Source organism: Nonomuraea zeae (assembly GCF_005889725.1).
Taxonomy (GTDB): Bacteria; Actinomycetota; Actinomycetes; order Streptosporangiales; family Streptosporangiaceae; genus Nonomuraea; species Nonomuraea zeae.
Genome location: NZ_VCKX01000116.1, coordinates 1 through 19,046, shown reverse-complemented (window position 1 = coordinate 19,046; position 19,046 = coordinate 1). Strand labels below are relative to the sequence as shown.

At 71.1% G+C, this 19,046-nt stretch carries 19 protein-coding genes; 11 read left to right on the top strand and 8 right to left on the bottom strand.

The window, feature by feature from the left end; genetic code table 11:
• Positions 1-11: 11 nt before the first annotated feature.
• From ETD85_RS31850 to ETD85_RS31835, 4 genes are all read left to right on the top strand, one after another.
• Complete coding sequence (locus ETD85_RS31850) at positions 12-476, top strand: nitroreductase family deazaflavin-dependent oxidoreductase (protein WP_138693510.1); 465 nt, start codon at positions 12-14, stop codon at positions 474-476.
• A 132-nt stretch (positions 477-608) separates the two neighbouring features.
• Positions 609-1,445: an ABC transporter ATP-binding protein gene (locus ETD85_RS31845; RefSeq protein ID WP_138693509.1), complete on the top strand. Its 837-nt coding sequence runs from the start codon at positions 609-611 to the stop codon at positions 1,443-1,445.
• Positions 1,442-2,203, top strand: coding sequence for an ABC transporter permease (locus ETD85_RS31840; protein ID WP_138693508.1), 762 nt, complete (start codon positions 1,442-1,444; stop codon positions 2,201-2,203). Before ETD85_RS31845 ends, ETD85_RS31840 begins: the two co-directional genes overlap by 4 nt.
• A gap of 44 nt (positions 2,204-2,247) precedes the next feature.
• Positions 2,248-3,030, top strand: coding sequence for a MerR family transcriptional regulator (locus ETD85_RS31835; protein WP_138693507.1), 783 nt, complete (start codon positions 2,248-2,250; stop codon positions 3,028-3,030).
• Between the two features lie 93 nt (positions 3,031-3,123).
• Here ETD85_RS31835 and ETD85_RS31830 read toward each other — a convergent pair whose 3' ends face one another.
• Together ETD85_RS31830 and ETD85_RS31825 are read right to left on the bottom strand one after the other, a co-directional pair.
• Complete coding sequence (locus ETD85_RS31830) at positions 3,124-3,528, bottom strand: RNHCP domain-containing protein (protein ID WP_138693506.1); 405 nt, start codon at positions 3,526-3,528, stop codon at positions 3,124-3,126.
• Between the two features lies 1 nt (position 3,529).
• The gene (locus ETD85_RS31825; RefSeq protein WP_138693505.1) at positions 3,530-3,898 is read right to left on the bottom strand and encodes an RNHCP domain-containing protein; all 369 of its coding nucleotides are present in this window, start codon (positions 3,896-3,898) and stop codon (positions 3,530-3,532) included.
• 339 nt (positions 3,899-4,237) lie between these two features.
• Between ETD85_RS31825 and ETD85_RS31820 the strand changes: the two genes are divergently transcribed.
• A complete protein-coding gene (locus ETD85_RS31820) occupies positions 4,238-6,481 on the top strand; it encodes an acyl-CoA dehydrogenase family protein (protein WP_138693504.1) in 2,244 nt (747 codons plus the stop codon).
• Here the strand turns inward: ETD85_RS31820 and ETD85_RS31815 are convergent, their stop codons facing one another.
• Both ETD85_RS31815 and ETD85_RS31810 read right to left on the bottom strand, forming a co-directional pair.
• The gene (locus ETD85_RS31815) at positions 6,482-7,183 is read right to left on the bottom strand and encodes a class F sortase (protein WP_138693503.1); all 702 of its coding nucleotides are present in this window, start codon (positions 7,181-7,183) and stop codon (positions 6,482-6,484) included.
• An 89-nt stretch (positions 7,184-7,272) separates the two neighbouring features.
• The gene (locus tag ETD85_RS31810) at positions 7,273-7,794 is read right to left on the bottom strand and encodes a hypothetical protein (protein WP_138693502.1); all 522 of its coding nucleotides are present in this window, start codon (positions 7,792-7,794) and stop codon (positions 7,273-7,275) included.
• Positions 7,795-8,068: 274 nt separating this feature from the next.
• Here ETD85_RS31810 and ETD85_RS31805 point away from each other — a divergent pair, with 274 nt between their 5' ends.
• Positions 8,069-8,881: an MBL fold metallo-hydrolase gene (locus tag ETD85_RS31805; protein ID WP_138693501.1), complete on the top strand. Its 813-nt coding sequence runs from the start codon at positions 8,069-8,071 to the stop codon at positions 8,879-8,881.
• Between the two features lie 40 nt (positions 8,882-8,921).
• On the opposite strand, the gene ligD is transcribed toward ETD85_RS31805, so the two are convergent.
• Positions 8,922-9,923: a non-homologous end-joining DNA ligase gene (gene ligD / locus ETD85_RS31800; RefSeq protein ID WP_138693500.1), complete on the bottom strand. Its 1,002-nt coding sequence runs from the start codon at positions 9,921-9,923 to the stop codon at positions 8,922-8,924.
• Between the two features lie 324 nt (positions 9,924-10,247).
• On the opposite strand from ligD, the gene msrB reads away from it, so the two are divergent.
• Positions 10,248-10,649 carry a peptide-methionine (R)-S-oxide reductase MsrB gene (gene msrB / locus ETD85_RS31795; protein ID WP_138693499.1) on the top strand — a complete coding sequence of 134 codons (402 nt, stop codon included), beginning with the start codon at positions 10,248-10,250 and terminating at the stop codon, positions 10,647-10,649.
• 168 nt (positions 10,650-10,817) lie between these two features.
• Here the strand turns inward: msrB and ETD85_RS31790 are convergent, their stop codons facing one another.
• Positions 10,818-11,585 carry a TrbL/VirB6 family protein gene (locus tag ETD85_RS31790; RefSeq protein ID WP_138693498.1) on the bottom strand — a complete coding sequence of 256 codons (768 nt, stop codon included), beginning with the start codon at positions 11,583-11,585 and terminating at the stop codon, positions 10,818-10,820.
• A 985-nt stretch (positions 11,586-12,570) separates the two neighbouring features.
• On the opposite strand from ETD85_RS31790, the gene ETD85_RS31785 reads away from it, so the two are divergent.
• From ETD85_RS31785 to ETD85_RS31775, 3 genes are read left to right on the top strand one after another with little or no spacing between them, the layout of a single operon-like run.
• Positions 12,571-13,512: an ABC transporter ATP-binding protein gene (locus ETD85_RS31785; RefSeq protein WP_338087184.1), complete on the top strand. Its 942-nt coding sequence runs from the start codon at positions 12,571-12,573 to the stop codon at positions 13,510-13,512.
• Between the two features lies 1 nt (position 13,513).
• The gene (locus tag ETD85_RS31780) at positions 13,514-14,659 is read left to right on the top strand and encodes an ABC transporter permease (RefSeq protein WP_138693497.1); all 1,146 of its coding nucleotides are present in this window, start codon (positions 13,514-13,516) and stop codon (positions 14,657-14,659) included.
• Complete coding sequence (locus ETD85_RS31775) at positions 14,656-15,807, top strand: ABC transporter permease (RefSeq protein ID WP_138693496.1); 1,152 nt, start codon at positions 14,656-14,658, stop codon at positions 15,805-15,807. The genes ETD85_RS31780 and ETD85_RS31775 overlap by 4 nt, the downstream gene beginning before the upstream one ends.
• Positions 15,808-15,848: 41 nt before the next feature.
• On the opposite strand, the gene hemQ is transcribed toward ETD85_RS31775, so the two are convergent.
• Positions 15,849-16,550, bottom strand: a complete 702-nt coding sequence (gene hemQ, locus ETD85_RS31770; protein ID WP_170246938.1) for a hydrogen peroxide-dependent heme synthase — start codon at positions 16,548-16,550, stop codon at positions 15,849-15,851.
• A gap of 5 nt (positions 16,551-16,555) precedes the next feature.
• Positions 16,556-17,959 (bottom strand): protoporphyrinogen oxidase, encoded by a 1,404-nt coding sequence (gene hemG / locus ETD85_RS31765; RefSeq protein ID WP_138693495.1) that lies wholly within the window; start codon positions 17,957-17,959, stop codon positions 16,556-16,558.
• A gap of 107 nt (positions 17,960-18,066) precedes the next feature.
• Between hemG and ETD85_RS31760 the strand changes: the two genes are divergently transcribed.
• Positions 18,067-19,046 (top strand): DUF4349 domain-containing protein (locus ETD85_RS31760; RefSeq protein WP_138693494.1); only part of this gene is annotated, 980 nt, incomplete at its 3' end.

The following is a 19,046-nucleotide window of genomic DNA, read 5'->3' as shown; positions in this document are numbered from 1 at the left end:
GGAGGTAGCCGATGACGCGGAACCAGCAGGCGGCCAAGCGCGAGCCCGGTACGCCCGGCGCGTTCTCACGGTGGATGCAGCAGAAGATGAACGCCCGGTTGAGCCGCAAGATCCGGCGCGGCCAGGGCACGTTCATGGACATGGACGTCCTGATCCTGAACACGGTGGGCCGCCGCAGCGGGCAGCCTCGGGAGACACCCGTGGCGTGGTTCGCCGACGGCGCGGACGCCTGGCTGCTCGTCGCGTCCGGCGGCGGGAGTCAGCACCCGGACTGGCACGCCAACCTGATGGCGCACCCCGACCGGGCCTCGATCGAGCTGCCCGGCCGCGACGCCGTGCCGGTGACGCCGCACCGGCTCGCGGGCGCCGAGCGCGAGCGGGCCTGGGAGCGCATCGCCGCCGCCCAGCCCCGCATCGCGAAGTACCAGAGCAAGTCCGAGCGGGAATATCCGGTGATCCGGCTCACCCCACGGTGACCGCCAGCGGGCGCGTGGAATGTGGCCATCCGGTGGCCGATCACGAGTGGCTCGCCGAACCGGTCCCGGTATGAGCGGATGTGCCCTGGAGGCTTGACCCTGACGCTGCGTCAGCCCTTCATCCTGGTGGCCATGAGCACCCCCCTAGCAACCGATCAGGTCCAGGGACCTGTGATCCACGTGCAGGGCCTGGAAAAATCGTACAAGGAGCTGCGCGTGCTGCGCGGCGTGGACTTCACCGTGGCGCGGGGCGGCATCTTCGCCCTGCTCGGCTCGAACGGAGCGGGCAAGACCACGGTGGTGAAGATCCTGTCCACGCTGCTCAAGGCCGACGCGGGCACGGCCCGGGTCAACGGCTTCGATGTCGCGGCGCGGGCCGCCGACGTACGCGAGTCCATCAGTCTCACCGGGCAGTTCGCGGCGGTCGACGAGATCCTCAGCGGGCGGGAGAACCTCGTTCTGATCGCCCGGTTACGGCACCTCAAGAATCCGGGCAAGATCGCCGACGATCTGCTCGCTCGTTTCGCGCTCACCGACGCGGCGGGGCGGAAGGTGTCGACGTATTCCGGCGGCATGCGCCGCCGGCTCGACATCGCGATGAGCCTCGTCGGGAACCCGCCGGTGATCTTCCTCGACGAGCCGACGGCCGGGCTCGACCCCCAGGGGCGCATCGAGGTGTGGCAGGCCGTCAAGGAGCTCGCCGGGCAGGGCACGACGGTGCTGCTCACCACCCAGTACCTGGACGAGGCCGAGCAGCTCGCCGACCGGATCGCGATCCTGCACCAGGGCCGGATCATCGTCAACGGCACCCTGGCCGAGCTCAAGCAGCTGCTGCCGCCGGCCAAGGTCGAGTACGTCGAGAAGCAGCCGACCTTGGAGGACGTCTTCCTCGCCGTCGTCGGCGACACGCACGCCGAGGGGCCGGCGATGACCGCGGCGCCGGCACGGCCGAGTGAGGAACAGCGATGACCGCGCATTTCTTCGGCGACACGACCGTCCTGCTGGGACGGTCCCTGCGCCACATCACCCGCAGCGTGGACACCATCATCACGACCGCGATCACGCCGATCGCCATGATGCTGATGTTCGTCTACGTCTTCGGCGGCGCGATCCAGACCGGGTCGGACTCGTACGTGAACTACATGCTGCCCGGCATCCTGCTCATCACCGTCGCCTCCGGCATCGCCTACACCGCGTTCCGGCTGTTCATGGACATGAAGAACGGCATCTTCGAACGCTTCCAGTCCATGCCGATCGCCCGGTCGTCCGTGTTGTGGGCGCACGTGCTGACCTCGCTGATCGCCAACCTGATCTCGCTCTTCGTCGTCGTGCTCGTCGCCCTGCTCATGGGCTTCCGCACGAGCGCCGGAGTGATGGCGTGGCTCTCCGTCGCCGGCGTCCTGGTCCTGTTCACCCTGGCGCTGACCTGGATCGCGATCATCCCCGGCCTGACAGCCAAGACGATGGAAGGCGCGAGCGCGTTCTCCTACCCGCTCATCTTCCTGCCCTTCCTCAGCTCGGCCTTCGTACCCACCGCCACCATGCCCGGCCCGGTGCGCGCCTTCGCCGAGAACCAGCCGGTCACCTCCATCGTCAACACGATCCGCGACCTGTTCGCCGAGCAGCCCGTCGGCACCGACATCTGGATCGCCCTGGCCTGGTGCGCCGGCATCCTCGTCGTGGCCTACATCTTCGCCAACCTGTCCTACCGGCGCAGGATCTCCTGAGCCGGATCGCCGGGGCTCCGGGCGAGTTGGGGCAGGATCAGAGCATGCTGACGATCGGGCAACTGGCGGCGTACGCCGGCGTCACGGTGCGGGCGGTGCGGCACTACCACCAGATCGGACTCCTGCCCGAGCCGGAGCGGGATGCCTCGGGTTACCGGCGGTACGGCGCGACGGCGGTCGTGTCCCTCATCAGGATCCGCACCCTCGCCAACGCCGGCGTGCCGCTGTCTCAGATCGCTCAAATGCTCGACGCCGACGCATCGGCCTTCGCCGAAGCGGTCGAAAGGATCGACAGCCGCCTGCGCGCGGAGATCGAGCGGCTGGAGACCAGCCGCAAGCAGATCGCGCAACTCGCCGCCGGGGAGAGCCTGGCGCTCCCGCCGGAGGTGGTCGCCTTTCTCGATCGGCTGCGGGAGATCGGGGTGTCGGAGCGGGTGGTGGAGGGCGAGCGGGACGGGTGGATCCTGGTCGCGGCGCGCTGGCCCGATCAGATCCACGAGGTCATACCCGGAAAGCTCGCGCAGCTCCAGGACCCGCAAACCGTCCGGCTCTACCGGATCCTGTCAGAGCTCTCCGAAAGCGACGCGGACGACGACCCGCGTCTGGAGGAGATCGCCGACATCATGGCCGCCGGCCTGGCCGAGCAGGCACACGCCTCCGGCGGGACCGGCGCCGGCGACGTGGCGTACGACGATCTGCCGTTCAACCTTCTGGACGCGCTGGCCGTCGAGTCCGACCCGCGGGCGCAGCGGCTGCTGGACCGGATGCGCGAGCGCGGCTGGGCCAGCTGGACCCGGCCGGAGCGGCTGGCGAAGCCGCCCGGCTGACCTCCGGGCGCCGTCTCACCTCCGGTCAGGTGAAGGCTTGACCCAGCCGCCGGGCCGGCCGCGTACGGTGGCCCGGCCCGGCGGGCGGCCCGGTCAGAGGGTCAGCAGGGCGCTGACCGGCAGCCGGGTGTCGGACAACGGGCGGATGGCGATGCGCAGCAGCGCCAGCGCGTTGTCGTCGCCCGCGATCCGGTTGGCGCTGAGCTCACCGCACGACTGGCAGTCGTGGATGATCAGCCACTCCCCGTCCTGGCGCACGGTGACGCTCAGCGCCGCCATCCGCCCCCGGCAGGCCGCGCGGCGGTCCCCCGGGATCCGGTGGTCGACGTGCAGGCTCGTCAGGCAGTGCGGGCAGTGATTGCGATGGGCGGTGCCCGGCGCGATCATGGACACGTCCAACCGGCATCCCACACAGCGGAAGGCGTCTCCGCGCTCGCCGTGCCGTGCCGTGCTCTTGCGTTGTTGCGGCCGCTCCCGGCCCGGGTTCCTCCTTGGCATGTCACAGATCGCCGAACGCCTCGAGCGGGAACGGCGGCTGCGCCAGCGGCCTGACGGCCATGCGCATGAGGATGAGCTGGTTGTCGTCTCCGCAGATGGGGTTCGACGTCAGCTCACCGCACCGGGTGCAGCGGTGGATGATCATCCAGTCGCCGGTGCGCAGGACCGCGATCGAGATCGGGACCATGCGGGACCGGCACTCCGACGGGCCGCCTTCCACGCGGTCGAGCACGTGCATCGAGTGCAGGCAGCTCGGGCAGTGGTTGCGGCGTACGCCGTCCGGTGCGGTTTCCGTGACGGTGAGGCCGCAGCGTACGCACTGGAAGGTCTGGGTGTTCAGGATCGAGCGGGGCTTGCTGTTGGTGGACAACCTGGAGTCTCCTTGCCGGAATGTGTCATGTAAGGCAGCAAGGGATGGCCGAGCGAACCTCGCGGTTTCCGCGGGTGCGTAACGCATGCCGAGTCGGTACGGGGGCATGCGGGTGCGGCAGGTGTCCGGCCGATCAGGTGTGCTGGATCAACGGGAGCGTCCCACGGCACGGCGAGGCGCACTTGGCGCGGTGCCAGGCATTAACTCACTCCCCTCCATGGGCATGACCTGCCCATCCGTTCCGCTGATCGGTCCTCGGCGAGGATAACTTCGCCCGGCGGCCGCACGCGAATGATTTTTTCCTGGCGGATGGCCGAATAAGCTTCTAGATTCGGGCGCATGGGCATCGGGTTGACCGAGGAGCATCTGGCGCTGGCCGAATCCGTGCGGGGGCTGGCCGTACGCACAGCCGAGCGCGGCGTCGAGCACGCGGCCCTGGCCGGGCAGGGGCTGCTGGGGTTGCATCTGCCGGAGGGGTGCGGCGGGCAGGGGTACGGGCTCCTGGAGCTGTGCGTCGCGCTGGAGGCGCTGGGCGAGCGGCGCGTCTGCGGGCCCTGCCTGCCGACGGTGCTGGCTTCCGCCGTGCTCGTCCGGTCGGCGGGGATCGGCCTGGAGCCGCTGCTCGGCGCGCTGGCCGACGGGTCCATGACCGCTGCCGTCGCGCTACCCGCATCCGGCCCTGAGACCGGCCCGGCACCCGGTCTGGTGGACGAGCCCGCGGGGGCTCCGGAGGCCACGAGTGGTGCGCTGCTCGCCTTGGGATCGGCGGGGGCCGATCTCTTCGTCGTGCCGGTCGGCGGTGGCGCGTGGGCCGTGCTGGACCGCGCCGACGTCTCCGCCGCGCCCGCCGAGGGCGTCGATCTGGACCGCGAGCTGTGCTCGGTCACCGTACGGAACGTGCCGGGCGATCGGGTGCTGGCCGACGTGCCGGTACGGGAGATCGCGGCCGTGCTGCTCGGCGCCGACGCGTGCGGCGTCGCGGCGTGGGCCGTCGCGACGGCGGCGGGGCACGCCAGGATGCGTGTCCAGTTCGGGCGGCCGATCGGGCAGTTCCAGGGGGTCAAGCATCGGGTGGCGGCCGCCCTGGTGGCGCTCGAACAGGCGCGTGCCGCCGTCTGGGATGCCGCAAGAGCCCTGGACGAGGCCGCCATGCGGTCCCACGCGAGCACCGCCCCCGGCCCTGGCCCCGACGCCGACGCCGATACCAGGCTGGGCGGTGGGACCGGGGTGGGCGCGACGACCGGGCCGGACGGTGCGGCCGGGCTCGGTGCGGAGGGCAGGTTGGCCGTGGCCGTGGCGGCGGTGCTCGGGCCGGATGCGGCCGTCCGGTGTGCCGCTGACGCGATCCAGGTGCTCGGCGGCATCGGCTACACCTTCGAGCACGACGCGCACCGCTACTACCGCAGGGCCCTGTCGAACCGGATGCTGGCGGGCGACCCCGGCCTGTGGGCCGAGGAGGTGGCGGTGCTGGCGGTGGCGGGCGCGCGGCGGCCCATGGAGCCGGAGCTGCCCGCCGAGGCCACCGCCGTCAGGGACGCCATCCGGGCCGAGGCGGCGTCCCTGCGTGACGAGGAGCCGGTGGCGCGGCTGAGCAGGTTCGCCGAGGAGGGGTGGATCATGCCGTACCTGCCCAAGCCGTGGGGCAGGGCCGCCTCGCCGCTGGAGCAGGTGATCATCCACCAGGAGTTCCGCGGCCTGAACCGGCCGAACCTCGGCATCGCGGCCTGGGCGGTCCCGTCCATCGTCCGGTACGGCACCCGCGAGCAGCAGGACCGCTTCCTGCCGAAGACGTTCGCCAGGGAGATCGTGTGGTGCCAGCTGTTCAGCGAGCCGGGCGCGGGCTCGGATCTGGCCGGGCTGTCGACGAAGGCCACGAGGGTGGAGGGCGGCTGGTCGCTGACCGGGCAGAAGATCTGGACGACGCTCGCGCAGTACGCCCACTGGGGCATCTGCCTCGCCCGGACTTCTCCCGAAAAATCGAAGCATGCTGGCATCTCGTACTTCCTGGTGGACATGTCGTCCCCCGGAGTCACCGTCAGACCGCTCAAGGAGATCAACGGGGACGAGGTCTTCAACGAGGTCTTCCTCGACGACGTGTTCGTGCCGGACGACCTGGTGGTCGGCAAGGTGGACGAGGGCTGGCGGGTGGCCCGCGACACGCTCTCGCACGAACGGGTCGCGCTCGGCGATTCCTGGGGCCCCGGCTCGCAGCACACCGACATGGTCCGGCTCATCGCGAAGCTGCCCCCGCTCCGGCAGTCGCAGCGCGAGCAGGCGGGTCGCCTGTGGGCGGAAGGACAGGCCATCTCGGCGCTCGGCCTGCGCGTGACGCTCTCCCAGCTCTCGAAACCGTCCGGCGCGGGCTCCGGCGCGGACTCCGGCACGGCCGCCAGCGTCCGCAAGCTGCTCGGCATGCGGCACGCGCAGGCGATCTCGGAGTTCTGCTGGTCGCTGGCGCCGTCGGACCGCCACTGGAACCGCATGATCCTGGCCACCCGCGCGTTCACGATCGGCGGCGGCACGACGGAGGTGCAGCTCAACATCATCGCCGAACGCGCGCTCGGCCTCCCGCGCGATCCCTGATCAGCTCCCGGGATAGTACGGCGCCGCCAGGTGCGCGTACACGATCGTGTTGTCCCGGTAGCTGTGCGCCTGCCGGTCGAACGCCCCGCCGCAGGTCACCAGCCGCAACCCCGGATAGGCGAGCTTGCCGTACACCTTCTTGGCCGGGAAGCCGCTCTTGGGCGTGTGCTCGACCTTGTCGACGACGAAGACGGCCACCGAGCGGTCGGCACGCAGCACCTGCACCTGGTCGCCGCGCTTGACGTTCTTGAGCGAGGCGAAGACGGCCGGGCCGGTCCTGGTGTCGAGGTGGCCGGTGATCACGGCGGCGCCGCGCTGGCCGGGGACGGGGCCGTAGCGGTACCAGCCGGCCAGGTTCGGGGGGTCGAACGGCGGGTTCTGGATGGCGCCCCGCTCGTCCAGGCCGAGCTCCATCAGCGGGGCCGCCACGCCGATGGAGGGGATGTAGACGGCGGTGGGGCGGGCGGCCTTCATGGGCTTGGCCGCCTTGGTGAGCGGTACGCCGTTGAGCGGCACCTCCGTGGGCACGGCCGGGGCGACGTCCCGGGGCTGCCTCCGTACGGTGGCCGCCGGCTCCCCGCCCACGATGCCGCTGAAACCGAGCCCGATCAGCAGCACGCCGGCCAGCGACACCACGGCCGCGCCGGCCCAGATCGCCCGCTGGCCCCGCGTCCGCGCTCCGCCGCGCTCGTCAGAGCGCATCCCCGCCTCCCCGTCTACGGCGCGGCCGTACGGCCGGCTCCCGGACCGGTGGATCGGTCACCCGCTTTCGGGCTGGTGGCCGGGTCACCCTAGAGGGTGCTCTTGCGGCGGTGCACGGCGAAGCCGGTCAGGCCCGCGCCCGTCAGCAGCGCCGCGCCGCCCAGCGCGAACGGCCACATCGCGCCGTCCTGTGCGAGGCCGCCCCCACCTGTTTCCGGATGTCCCCTTGGCACCTTGTGCTCGTCCTCGCCCGCAGGACGCCACGGAGGTCCCGTCTCCTGCGGTGCCGGCGTCGCCGGCCAGGAATCGCCCGGCTGCGGCGCACTCGACCAGGAGTCGGCGGGCGCGGGCGCGTTCGACCAGGAATCGTCCGGTGCCTGGTCACCCGACCAGGAATCGTCCGCCGGTTCTTCGCAGAGCAGCGGAAGCGGGAGCCAGCAGCCGGACACCTCCGCCGGCCCCACGGCACCGGGCTCGGTGACAGCCGGCACCGCACCCGGATCGGCGGCGGCGGCGGCGGAAGCGGTGCCGAGACCGGCCGCCATGCTCACGCCTGCGGCCACGAAGGCGGCCATCGCTCCGGCCGCCGCGAGATGTCGCGCTCTTGCCATGAGAAGGCTCCAGACTCGGTTGTCGGGCCCCGATGCACAAGAGAGCCTTGCGAATTATTAGACCGAGAGTCAAGTAATGTGACCGAAGTGAAATCAGCCGGATACGGAGGGTTTGGCATCCGGCCTTCGTGGCAGATGTTTTCCGACAAAGGGGGACAAAAGCCATGAGCAATCCACAACAGCCTGAACTACGCAGGTCTGGGAAGTCACCCGCCGAGTCCAAGGGCGGCGGCGTGCCCCCGGCCCAGCGTCCGCAGCATCCGGGGTGAGCCGGATGAAGGGCAGTCTGCAGTTCATCGGCAACGCCACCACGCTGATCCGCTACAACGGGTTCACGCTCCTGACGGATCCGAACTTCCTGCACCGGGGCCAGCGCGCCTACCTCGGCTACGGCCTGTACGCGCGCCGGCGCACCGACCCGGCCGTGGAGATCGAGGACCTGCCGCCGCTCGACGCGGTGGTGCTGTCCCACCTGCACGGTGATCACTGGGACCGGGTGACGCGCAAGGCCCTGAACCGGTCGACGCCGGTCATCACCACGACCATGGCGGCCCGCCGTCTGCGCCGCCGGGGCTTCCACCGGAGCGTGGGGCTGGAGACGTGGCACCAGCACGAGCTGCGCCACCCTGAGGGCACGGTCAAGATCACGGCGCTGCCGGCCAAGCACGCCCCAGGACCGGCCGAGGCGCTGCTGCCGCCGGTGATCGGCACGATGCTGGAGTTCTGCGACCGGGAGGGGCGAGTGGAGCTGCGCGTGCACGTCAGCGGCGACACCCTGCTGGACCGGCGGCTGGACGCGATCCCGCGCCGGTTCCCCGACATCGATCTGGCCATCGTGCATCTGGGCGGCACGAAGCTGCTCGGCACCCTGCTCGTGACCATGGACGGCGAGCAGGGCGCGTCGTGGGTGGATCTGATCGACCCGCATGCGGTCGTACCGGTGCATTTCAACGACTACACGGTCTTCAGCTCACCGCTGGACGATTTCCGCCATCACATCGAGCAGACCGGCCGGGCCGACCGGGTCGTCTACCTGGAGCCGGGCGAGACCCGAGAGCTCGCCCCACACCGTCTCGTCCGCCGCTGAGCACCGGCCCGGCTGAAGGGTCAGCCGGGCCGGCCCGGGCTCAGGTGTCGGACCTGGCCTTGCTGGGCTGGACCCGCTTGGGCTCGCCGGGCATCTTCGGATAGTTGGGCGGATAGGGCATGTCCCCCCGCTCGTCCTCCGCGTACAGCTCCAGCAGCGGCTCGATCGAGTACGCCTGGTCGTCGATGGCCGCGTGCACGTCGCCCAGCTTGGCGAAGCGGGCCGGGACGGTGCGGATGTCGAAGTCGCGCGGGTCGGCGTCCGCCAGCTCTTCCCAGGTCACCGGGGTCGAGACGGGCGCGTACGGCTTGGCTCTGATCGAGTAGGCGCTGGCCACCGTCCGGTCCCGGGCGTTCTGGTTGAAGTCGATGAACACCCGCTCCCCGCGCTCCTCCTTCCACCAGGCCGTGGTCACCAGGTCGGGGTCCTCGGCCTCGACGGCCCTGGCCAGGGCGATGCCCGCGTGCCGTACCTGGACGAAGTCCCAGCGCGGCTCGATGCGTACGGCGATGTGCACGCCACGGTTGCCCGACGTCTTCACGAACCCGGTCATGCCCAGCTCGCCGAGCACGTCCCTGGTGAGGAAGGCGGCCTTGCGGGCGGCGTCGAACTCGATCCCCGGCTGCGGATCCAGGTCGATGCGCAGCTCGTCGGGGTGTTCGACGTCGGCGGCGCGCACCTGCCAGGGGTGGAAGTCGATGGTGCCCAGGTTGGCGCAGTAGGCGATGGCGGCCACCTCGGTGACCCGCAGGGACTCGGCCGTACGGCCGCTCGGGAACGTCACGGTCACCGATTCGAGCCAGTCGGGGTGCTTGGGCGGCATCCGCTTCTGGTAGATCGCCTCGGTCTGGACCCCGTCCGGGTGCCGCTTGATGTTGGTGGGCCGGTCCTTGAGCGCTCGCAGCGCGCCCTCTCCGACGCTCACGTAGTACTCCACCAGCTCGCGCTTGGTGGCGCCGATCTCAGGAAAGTAGACCTTGTCGGGATTGGTGACCTTGACGGTCCTCTCCCCCACCTCGAGCTCTATGTACGGCGATGCCATGCACCTGAACCTACCCCTCCACGTCAAGAGAGGAGGTGGGCCCGCCCCGGAGCCGCCTCGGTGGCGGGACCGAGGGCTCGACAGGGCGGGCCGAAGATCACCCGCTGCCGTTCCGGGCGCTGGCGCGCCACCCGGCCGGCCATCTCGATCCCCAGCGGCGCCAGCACGGGCGTGGGCTGTGCCGCTCGGCGGGATCTACAGATGATCTCACCCCTTTGTCAGGAGGCGATGACACCCCCATGCCTACAAAGACGCAAATTCACCCCAGAAAGGATGCTTCACCCTGCGGAGATCTCTTTTTGCCGCATCTCGTACTCTGGACGCATGGACAAGGTGGTCAAGAGCGAGGCCGAGTGGCGGACCGAGCTTTCGCCTGAGGAGTTCCACGTCCTCAGGGAGGCCGGGACCGAGCGCCCGTTCACGGGGGAGTACGTCGACACCAAGACCGAGGGCATCTACTCGTGCCGCGCGTGCGGGGCGGAGCTGTTCCGGTCGGACACGAAGTTCGAGTCGCACTGCGGGTGGCCGAGCTTCTTCGAGCCGTCGGAAACCGACGCCGTGCGGCTGATCGATGATCGCAGCCACGGGATGCTGCGGACGGAGGTGCGCTGCGCCCGGTGCGACTCGCATCTGGGGCACGTGTTCCACGGCGAGGGTTACGCGACACCGACCGATGATCGCTACTGTATCAACTCGGTCTCGCTGCGACTCGAACCCAAGGGGTGATCGGCTGAGGACAGCGCGTACCGATCGCCTACGCCGGGTAGGAGTCCCTCGTGCGCTTTGTCCATCTTCGCCACCGCTGGGTGACGATCGAGACTATTGGGCGCGTCGTGACTCAACGGTGCGAGGTGTGCGCGAGAACACGCGTACGAGTGCGTTAGACCCGTTCCATCAGTTGGGCGCCGGGTGGGTGACCCGGCAGTTGCGGTCGGACGGGCCGAGGATGTTGGCGAGCACCGGATTTCCGTTCTCCCCGAACTCGGCCTGTACGAACACCACCGGATTGGCCACCCCGGCGGCCCTGAGGTATTCCAGGCCCCGCTTGCAGAGCGTGATGGCGTGCGCGGAATTGTACGCCGTGTCTGGCAAGTTGGTATAAATGCGTAAATATCCACCCACGGTGCGGATGTCTTTGAGGCGTTTCAGCGCCTTGTCGTTCGGGCCCCAATGCGTGCGGAAATATGCGGCCGCCTGCCGGTCGGTGTGCCGCGACGGGCCGTCGGCCTTGTAACCGGCGGAGTCGCTGGGCTCGGGGCCCTCGGCGAGCACGTCTTCCGGGGTGAGCGTGCCCGCCACCAGACCGTCCGCGTCTACGGCGCCGGGTGTGGCGGAGGGCGCCGCTTCGGGAGGCTCGGCGCCGGCACTGTCGGCACCGGAACTGTCCGCCCCGGCGCTGTCGGCACCGGCTGTGGCGGTGGCCTTGGCGGGCGGGCTCTGCCGGACCTCCCTGGGCTGGGCCTGCGCGCTCGCCCGTGGACCGGCCTCCGCCGCCTTGCCGGACAGCGCGGAGGGGCCCTCGTCGCGCTCCACGGCGCTCTCGCGGCCCGACGGCTCGGAGGCGGCCGGACGCGCGGTGGTGGCGGTCAGCGCGCCGCCGAACGTCCCGTTGACGACGAGCAACCCGGCGACCCCACCGGCCAGCGCCAGCGCCCCGGCCACCAGCCGCCGCCGCCCGGTACGCCGCCGCCGCCTCGCTCGCCGCGACCCCCCAGCCGCCCGCCGCCCGCTTTCACGCCGCTCGTCCTCCCTGCGCCCGCTCTCACGGTGCCCGCCCGCATGACGCCCGTCTTCCCGGTGCCCGCCGTCACGACCGTCGGCCCTGCGGCGACCCGGTTCGGGGCGTCCGTCCGCACGGCGGCCGGCTTCCGGAGGTCCGCCCACGCGGGTCCAGGTTTCCGGGCCTCCGTCCACCGAGCGGTTGATTTCCGGAGGCCCGCCCACGCGGCTCCCGGATCCGGCGCGTCCGCCCGCAGCACGACGCCCGACTTCACGACGCCCGGCTACAGGGGGGCCGGCAACGAAGGGGCCAGCTTGAGGGGGCTCGCCCACGCGACTTCCGAATGCGTCCCATCCGTCCAGGCGGCTTTCACGGTCGAGGCGGCCGGCACCAGGGTCGGGGCTACCAGCGAGGTCAGGGCGGTTGGGTCCCGGGTCGGGGTGGCCGGATCGGGGGCGGCCGAGTCGGCGAGTTCCAGGCTCGGGAAAGCCGTCCGCACAACCTTCAGTCTCGGTGGGTCCGGCCTGGTGACGGCCGGACTCATGGCGGCCGGCCGCGTGACGTCCGGTCGCGTGGCGCCGGCGACCCGGCCTGCCCGACTCGTCCACCCCGGCCTCCCAGCCCCCTTGTGACGCCCCAGTGGCGTCCTTGTGGCGCCCCCGTGACGCCCGCATGAACGTCCGTTACGACGCCCTGTTGTGACGCCCCAGCGCGGCGTCCGGTTGACGACCGCTCGACGACCCGTGCGAAACCCGGTGCGGAAACCCGGGGGCGACGACCGGCGAAACGACCCGCCGGATGCGCCACCGTCGTCCGCACCGCACGAACAAGGGATTTCCCTGATTGTGACAAAGGGGATAGATCACTTCAGTTGGATCGCCAACTTGGGCCTTGCAATTCCTAGATCAGTTCCAGCACACTTCCAGGGTGCCCAGGGACGAGATCCTGAAATGTCACGAATTACGGAAAAAATTCGGCGACCTCGTAGCCGTTGACGGTGTCAGCTTCACCATCGAATCCGGCGAAACCTACGGACTCCTCGGCCCCAACGGCGCAGGCAAGACCACCACGATTTCCATGATCGCCGGAATCCTGGAGCGCGACGGCGGCGACGTGCTGATCTCCGGCCGCCCCCACGGCACCACCAGCACCTGGGGCAAGAAACAGATCGGGTACGTCCCCCAGGACCTGGCCCTCTACCCCGACCTCAGCGCCCGCGAGAACCTGCGCTTCTTCGCCCGCCTGTACGGCCTGCGCCGCGCGGAGGCGCGCCCGAGGATCGACGAGGTCCTGGACGTCGTCGGCCTGACGGACCGCGCGAACGACCCGGTCAAGGAGTATTCGGGCGGCATGAAGCGCCGCCTGAACATCGGCGTCGGTCTCCTGCACCGCCCGCCCCTGCTCATCCTCGACGAGCCCACCGCCGGCGTCGACCCGCAGAGCCGCAACGCCATCCTGGAGAGCGTCTCCGCGCTGACCGGCGCGGGCGTCGCCGTCCTCTACACGACGCACTACATGGAGGAGGCCGAGCGGCTCTGCGACCGCATCGGCATCATCGACCTGGGCCGCATCAGGGCCGAGGGCACCCGCAGGGAGCTGGTCGGCCTGGTGGGCGAGCTGGACCGCATCTCGCTGACCGCCGATGAGGGCGCGAAGGCCGTACCGGCGCTGGAGGCCCTGCCGGAGGCGCGCAAGGTGAGCCACCATGAGAGCCGCCTCGAGGTGATGGTCGAGGACGCCCGCCAGTCGCTGACCAGGGTGCTGGCGGCGGCGACCGACGCGGGCGCGGTCGTCCACGCGGTCGAGGTGCACGAGCCGAACCTGGAGTCGGTCTTCCTGCACCTGACCGGCAAGGCCCTGCGGGACTGAGATGCGCACGATCCTCCTCATCTCGGGCAAGGACCTGCGGCAGCGGGTCAGGGACAAGTCGCTGTTCCTGCTGGCGATCGTGGTGCCGTTCGGCCTGGCGGCCATCTTCAGCCTGGTCTTCAAGGGCGTGGACACCCAGGAGGTGGCCACGTTCGCGGTGGCCGACCAGGACCGGGGCCAGATCGCGACCACCTTCACCGGGCAGGTTCTGGGCGGTCTCGCGCGGGACGGCGTGATCAGCCTCAGAACGGCGGGCACCGAGCAGGAGGCGCGCGCCCTGATCGACCGGGGCGAGGCGCGAGCGGCGTACGTCATCCCCGCCGGGTTCAGCCGGTCGGTGCTGAGCGGGCAACCGGCCACGCTGCACGTGATCGGGGACGTGGACGCGCAGATCGCGACGTTCGTCGCCCGCTCGGTGGCGGAGTCGTTCGCGGCCGAGGTCCGTTACGTCCAGGTGGCGCTGGCGGCCAAGGGCGGCGGCACGCCGCAGGAGGCCGCCGCCGTGCCCGCGCCCGTCACCGTCGAGGACCTGACCGCCGACCGCCGACAGCTGTCGCTGTCGGAGCAGTTCGCGGCCGGGATGGCGGTGTTCTTCCTGTTCTTCACCGTGCAGTTCGGCTTCAGCTCGATCCTGGACGAACGCCGCGACGGCACCCTGGCCCGGCTCCTGGCCGCGCCCGTCCCCCGCTACACGATCGTCCTCGCCAAGCTGCTGAGCGGCATCGTGGTCGGGGTCGTCAGCATCGCCGTGCTGCTGACCGCCGCCACGCTGCTGCTGGGCGCCAGATGGGGCAATCCGGTCGGCGTCGGGCTGCTGGTGGTGGCGGGGGTGCTGGCGGCCAGCGGGATCATGGCCATGGTCGCCGGCGTGGCCAGGACGGCGGAGCAGGCGAGCAACGTCGAGTCGATCGTGGCGGTGCTCCTGGGCGTGCTCGGCGGGGTCTTCATCCCGCTGCAGATGGTGAGCGGCGTGTTCGCGACGCTGAGCTTCGCCACCCCGCACCGCTGGTTCCTGCAGGGCCTGGCCGACCTGCACGGCGACAACGCGCCGGTCGTCGCGATCGTGCCCGTGCTGGTGCTGCTCGGCTTCGCCGCCGTGACGATCGGGATCGCACTGCTGCGGGTGGGAAGGATGCTCAGACCGTGATCGCCCCGATGCTCACGATCGCCTGGCTCAATCTGGTCAGGCTCTTCCGGGACCGGACGAACATCTTCTTCGTGATCATCTTCCCGATCGTCCTCATCCTGGTGCTCGGACTGTCGTTCGGCTCCGGCGGCTGGGAGCCGCGCCTCGGGGTCACGGGCGCGAGCGGCCCGCAGGCCGCCAAGCTCGTGGCGGCGCTGGAGCGGTCGGCGGACCTGCGGGTCGTCCGGCTCGACGACGACGCCGAGGCGCGCGCCCGCGTCGAGCAGGGCACGCTCACCGCCGCCCTGATCATCCCGCCTGGCTACGACCGCGCACTGACCGGTTTCGTCCCGGTCCAGCTCCCCTACATCTCCCGGAACGAGCCCAACGCCCTGCAACTCGGCGCCGCCGTCAGGGCCGCGATCTCCGAGACCACCATGCCCGCCAGAGCCGCCGCGTACGTCGGGAACGGCTCCTTCGGCGACCTCGTGGCCAAGGCGGAGTCCGTCACCGCGCCCGGCATCACGATCGAGACCACCACGACCGGCACCGCGTCCATCGCCGCCGACGTGACGGGCTTCGACGTCTCCGCGACCTCGCAGCTCCTGCTGTTCGTCTTCCTGACGTCACTGACCGGAGCGGCGACGCTGATCGAGACGCGGCGGCTCGGGCTGTCACGCCGGATGTACGCGGCGCCGGTCTCCAGCGGCTCGATCCTGCTCGGCGAGGCGGCCGGGCGGCTGGCCGTGGCGCTGGTCCAGGGCCTGATCATCATGCTCGGCTCCGGGCTGCTCTTCGGCGTCCGGTGGGGCGACCCGCTCGGCGCGGCGGCCCTGCTGCTGGCGTTCGCGCTGGTGGGCGGAGGGGCGGCGATGCTGCTCGGCGCGGTGCTGCGGACCGAGCAGCAGGCGGTCTCGCTCGGCCTGCTGCTCAGCCTGGGCCTGGCCGCGATCGGCGGCGCGATGCTCCCGCTCGACCTGTTCTCCGGCACGATGCGGCAGATCGCGCACCTCACCCCGCACGCGTGGGCGCTGGACGGGTTCGCCGAGCTGTTGCGCAGGGACGGCACGGTCGCGGACATCCTGCCGCAGCTCGGCGTGCTGGCCGCGATCGCCGCGGCGCTGCTCGCGCTCGGCTCCTGGCGCCTGCGCGCCGCCCTGACCCGCTGAGCGCCCGACGAGAGGGCAGCAGCCCGAACGGGAGGGCGGCCCTACGGGAGGGCGGCGACGAGCTCCTGCACCGGCTTGCGCGCGCCGGTGTAGAAGGGGATCTCGATGCGGGTGTGGCGGCGAGCCTGCGCGCCCCGCAGCGTCCGCATCAGGTCGACGATCCGGTGCAGCTCGTCGGCCTCGAACGCCAGCATCCACTCGTAGTCGTTGAGCGAGAAGCAGGACACCGTGTTGGCCCGCACGTCGGGATAGTCGCGCGCCATCCGGCCGTGCTCGGCCAGCATCGCCCGGCGCTCGGATTCGTCGAGCAGATACCACTCCAGGGAGCGGACGAACGGGTAGACGCTCACGTAGGCCCGCGGCTCCTCCTCGGCGAGGAAGGCGGGGATGTGGGACTTGTTGAACTCGGCCGGCCGGTGCAGCGCCATCGCCGACCAGACGGGCTTGCTGTGCCGGCCCAGCTCGGTGCGGCGGAAGCGGGAGTAGACGTCCTGCAGGTCCTCCGGCGTAGGCGCGTGCCACCAGAACATGTAGTCGGCGTCGGCCCTGAACCCGGCGACGTCGTAGACCCCCCTGGTCACGACGTCCTTCCCGGCGGCCTGGTCGAGCAGGTCCCCGATCTCGGCGGCCATGCCGTCGCGGTTGCCCGTGCACGGCTCGGTCACCTGGAAGACCGACCACATCGTGTAACGGATCACGTTGTTGAGATCGCGGGCCTTGAGCCGCGCGGCGCCCTCTGTCATGGTGCCTATTCTCCTCGCTGCGACAGGTGGTCCAGAATCCGGGCGGCGGCCGTACGGGCTGTGCCGACGCAGGCGGGGATGCCGATGCCGTCGTAGGCCGCGCCGCAGACGGCCAGCCCCGGTTGCAGGGCCACCGCCGAACGGACCCGGGCGACCCGGTCGAGGTGGCCCACGTTGTACTGCGGCAGCGCGCCGCCCCATCGCGTGACCCGGGTGTCGACCGGCAGGCCGTGCGCGCCCATCACATCGGCCATCTCGGCCATGGCCAGCGACACCAGCTCGGTGTCCTCGCGCTGGAGCAGGTGCTCCTCCCCGATCCTGCCGATCGAGCAGCGCAGGATGACCAGGTCTCTGGACAGGTGGGGCCACTTCACGGAGCTGAACGTGACCGCCTTGACCGGCCGCCCCTCGACGGGCGGCACGAGGTAGCCGCTGGACGCGGGCGGCTCGGGGAAGGCGCTGAGCGGATAGGCGAGCGTGACGACGGCCATGCTCGCGTAGTCGATCCTGGCCAGCTCTTTCGCCGCCTTGGGCACCTCGACCCCCAGCAGCCTGGCGGCGGGCGTGCCGGGCACGGCGACGATCACGGCGTCGGCCTCGATGATCTCGGGCCTCGGCACCGGACCCGTCACGAGCTGCCAGCCCGACCCGGTCCTGCGCAGCTCGCGTACGGTCACGCCGGTCCTGATGTCGGCCCCGGACGCCTTGGCGACCGCCTCGGGCAGGCCGCCGACGCCGTTCTTCAGCGACGTGAAGACCGGGCCCGCGTCCTTCGGCGCCTCCTCGACGAGCTGCCTGGCCGCGCTCAGCAGCGAACGCTCGGAGCGCGCCACGGCCGCCACGCGCGGCATCGTGGCCTCCAGCGACAGCATGTCGGCCCGGCCCGCGTAGACGCCGCCGAGCAGCGGCTCGACCAGCCGCTCGACGACCTCCGCACCCATCCGGGCCCGGATGTAGGCGGCCACGGACACGTCGGTGCGAACGAGGGTCGGCGGCAGGATCTGGTCGAGCGGCACGCGCAGCAGGCCGCCGGGCGAGACGATGCCGGACTTGGCCAGCTCGGTCAGATCGGCCGGCACGCCCATGACCTGGCCCTTGGGCAGGAAGCGCAGCGCGCCCCTGGTGTAGACGGCCGACCGCGTGGTGCCGGGGGACACCAGATCGTCGCCGAGCCCCACCGCCCTGGCCAGGTCTTTCCCCTCGGGGCGTCTGGCCAGCATGGCCTCCGCACCCGCGTCCACGCTCACCCCGGCGACCTCCGAGGCGTACAGCTTGCCTCCGACCCGCGAGCCGCCCTCCAGGACGGTCACCTTGACCCGCTCGCTCGTGCCCTGCCGGAGAAACCACGCGGCGGCGAGACCCGAGATCCCTCCGCCGATGACGACGACGTGCGCCCGATTCCCTTCCACGTCTCCTGACGCTACCGCCTCAGCGGCTCGGCCAGCCGCTCGGGGCACGTGACCGTACCGTGACTGCTTGCTTCAAACCCGGGCGATCCGGGAGCCGTCTTACTGGCATGACCAGAATCCGGTACGGCATCGCGCTCTCGGCCTTATGCATGGTCGTGTCCCTAGCCGGCTGCGGCGGCAGCGGCAGCAGCAGCACCGGTGGCGGCGGGGTGGAGTCGGCCATGAGCACGTCGGGACGCGAAGCGCCCGCGATGGCCGGCCGGCAGTCGGACGCGGCCGTCCAGGACCAGAGCCTCGGCGAGCAGCAGCGGCCGCAGGACAAGGACGGCATCGTCTCGAACGTCAAGGTGACCCAGCAGGAGCGGCAGGTCATCTACACCGGCAGCATGACCGTGCGGGCCAAGCAGGTCGGCACGGCCGTCCAGCAGGCCAAGCAGATCGTGATCGCGGCCGGGGGCTACCTGTCGAAGGAGGAGTCCAGCTCGGCCAGCGACAGCGAGGACACGGCCATGCTGGAGTTCAAGATCCCGCCCGCCAGGTACGCCGAGGTGCTCGGCAGGCTGGGCAAGGACCTGGGCAAGCAGATCTCGATGAACCAGGGCACCCAGGACGTCACCCTGCAGATGGCCGACGTGGAGAGCCGGCTGAAGTCGGCGCAGCAGTCCCTGGAGTCGCTGCGCACGCTGCTGAAGCGGGCCGACACCATCGGTCAGGTGCTGCAGGTGGAGCGGGAGATCTCCACCCGAGAGGCGGACCTGGAGTCGCTGCAGGCGCAGCAGAAGGAGCTGGCCACGCAGGTCGCCATGGCCACGCTGACCCTCAGGCTGGTCGGGCCGGTCGCCGTCGTCGAGGAGCCGGAGGACGAGCCCGCGGGCTTCCTCGGCGGGCTCAAGTCGGGGTGGGCGGCGCTGGTGGCGTTCCTGAAGGGGGCCGCCACGGCCACCGGCGTGCTGCTGCCGTGGATGATCGTCGTGCTGCCGGTGGTGGCGCTGCTGGTCTGGCTGGCGCGGCGCAGGAACCGGGCCGCCCTCGCGCGCACCCGGCCCGCGGCGGGACCGCCGGCCTCCGCCCCGCACGGCCCCGGCCC